Raw genomic sequence first — 2430 nt, forward strand, 5'->3', positions numbered from 1 at the left:
CCCAAAGGCGACGTGCTGACGGCCGTCACGACGCTCGTCGCCGAGCTCAAGGCCACAGGCGACGCGGATCTTGTGCTCGAGCTCGTCGCGCAGGTCGGGGTTCTCGGCGAGGAAGTGCTTTGCGGCCTCCCGGCCCTGGCCGAGGCGCTCGTCGCCGTAGGAGAACCAGGAACCGGATTTATCGATGATCTTGTAGTCGACGCCCATGTCGAGGATCGAGCCCTCCTTGGAGATGCCCTCCCCGTACATGATGTCGAACTCGCACTGCTTGAAGGGCGGCGCCACCTTGTTCTTCACGACCTTGACGCGCACGCGGTTGCCGATCGCGTTGCCGTGCGAGTCCTTATGGGTGTCGATCCTGCGGATGTCAAGGCGCACGGACGAGAAGAACTTGAGGGCGCGGCCGCCAGGAGTGGTCTCGGGGTTGCCGAACATGACGCCGATCTTCTCGCGGAGCTGGTTGATGAAGATACAGGTGGTGTTGGACTTGGAGAGAGAGCCCGCGAGTTTGCGGAGGGCCTGGCTCATGAGGCGGGCCTGGAGGCCGACCGTGGAGTCGCCGATCTCTCCCTCGATCTCGGCGCGGGGGGTGAGGGCCGCGACGGAGTCAATTACGACGACGTCGATGGCGCCTGAGCGCACGAGCATGTCGCAGATCTCGAGCGCCTGCTCGCCGGTGTCGGGCTGCGAGATGAGCACCTCGTCGATGTCCACGCCGATGCGGGCGGCGTAGCCGGGGTCGAGGGCGTGTTCGGCGTCGATGAACGCGACGACGCCGCCGAGCGCCTGGGCCTCTGCGAGGATCTCGAGCGAGAGGGTGGTCTTGCCGGAGGACTCGGGGCCGTAGATCTCGACGATGCGGCCGCGGGGAATGCCGCCGATGCCGAGGGCGTTGTCGAGCGCGATGGAGCCGGTGGGAATGGCCTCGACCTCGTAGTTCGGGCCGTCGTCGCCGTACTTCATGATCGAGCCCTTGCCGAACTTCTTTATGATCTCCGCCGTGGTGTCGGCGATCGCCTTGTCGCGCTCCTCGCCGGTGGTCCGGGGCTTGATTTCCTTAACGATGGCGCTCTTAGCCTTTGCCATGTGAACTCCCTCTTTGTTTCGACGAAGCCAATACTAATCGAACAGCCGTTCTTGGTCAACGAACATGAGGGAAATCTACCAAAGGCGCCTTGCGGCAATCTGTCCAATGACTGCCGCGTATCTGCCGGGAACCTTCCTTAAAAGACTCGCGGCACGAATCCGCCCCTGCCAACAGGGCCGGCAGGGGCGATTATCTGCTCAAGGAAGCTAAGGTCAGACTTCGCTTCCCCGCCGATTTACACAAGAGATTCAAGAAGATGCCCGATGGCGGCCCTGCAGGCGAGGCGCCGCACGTCGGCTCGGTCGCCCTCGAAGCAGTGGAGCCACGACTTCGTGCCATCAGCCGTCGCTACGGCCATCCACACGGTTCCGACGGGCTTTCCGGGCTCGGCACCGCCGGGGCCCGCGATGCCCGTGGTCGAGACCGCGACGTCGCAGCTGAGCACCCTCCGTGCGCCCTCGGCCATTGCCTTGGCGCACTCGGAGGACACCGCGCCGATCTGCGGCACCCCGAGGATTCCCTCGTAGGTAACCCCGAGGACCTCGTGCTTCACGGGGATGGCGTAGCTCACGACGCCGCCGCGCACGACCGCCGAGGAGCCCGGCACCGCCGTGAGGCAACCGCTCACAAGGCCTCCCGTGCAGGACTCCGCGGTACCGACGGTGAGCCCCAGCTCAGTCGCCCTTAAGACCAGCCTCGCCGCAGCCTCGTAGAGCTCATCGTCCTGTTCCAGGATCGCGCGGTCGCATGCCATGTCAGTCGGCCTCCACGAGGTATTTCCAGCCCTTGAGGAAGTAATCGACGCCGGACCATGCGGTGAGCACGACCGCGGCGAACAGGAGCACCTGCGAGATGAGGTTAAGGACGTCGAGGGCCTGCCCCGCGGGCAGCGCCATGCAAAGCAGCAGCCCCGAGATCGATACCATCGTCGTGGCGGTCTTCCACTTGCCGAGGTTGCTTGCCGCGACGACGACGCCCTTGGAGGCGATGACCATGCGAAGGCCGCTCACGAGGAACTCGCGGGCGACGATGACCAGGAGCACCCACGAGCTCGACATCCCGTGCTCGAGCAGGAAGCACAGGGCGACGATGACCACGAGCTTGTCTGCGATAGGGTCGAGGAACTTGCCGAAGGTGGTCACTTCTCCCCTGCTGCGCGCGAGGTAGCCGTCGAGCTTGTCCGTGAGCGAGAGGATCACAAAGAACACGAACGCCGCGAGCATGCCGGCGTCGATCGTGGCCCCGTTGAGCCCGGCCGGGCACAGGAGCTCGGCCACGAGGAGCCACAGCGGCACGAGGACGACGCGGACGGTGGTCACGATGTTGGCCGGAGTCCAAAGGCC

Annotated in this window: 3 protein-coding genes; all 3 read right to left on the reverse strand. The window is 65.1% G+C overall.

From position 1 onward, the window contains the following. Window positions 1–1086 (reverse strand): recombinase RecA (gene recA, locus ACT84W_RS07170; RefSeq protein WP_444328711.1); only part of this gene is annotated, 1086 nt, incomplete at its 3' end. Window positions 1087–1322: 236 nt separating this feature from the next. Further along, window positions 1323–1841, reverse strand: coding sequence for a CinA family protein (locus ACT84W_RS07175; RefSeq protein ID WP_444328712.1), 519 nt, complete (start codon window positions 1839–1841; stop codon window positions 1323–1325). Between the two features lies 1 nt (window position 1842). After that, a partial coding sequence (pgsA, locus tag ACT84W_RS07180; protein ID WP_444328713.1) for a CDP-diacylglycerol--glycerol-3-phosphate 3-phosphatidyltransferase occupies window positions 1843–2430 on the reverse strand: 588 nt, incomplete at its 5' end.

Source organism: Paratractidigestivibacter sp. (genome assembly GCF_052362415.1).
In the GTDB taxonomy this organism is placed as follows: domain Bacteria; phylum Actinomycetota; class Coriobacteriia; order Coriobacteriales; family Atopobiaceae; genus Paratractidigestivibacter.

What these genes read in the sequence shown, in the direction of transcription:
- ACT84W_RS07175 (WP_444328712.1), bottom strand. Translation starts at nt 1,841, where the DNA reads ATGGCATGCGACCGCGCGATCCTGGAACAGGACGATGAGCTCTACGAG.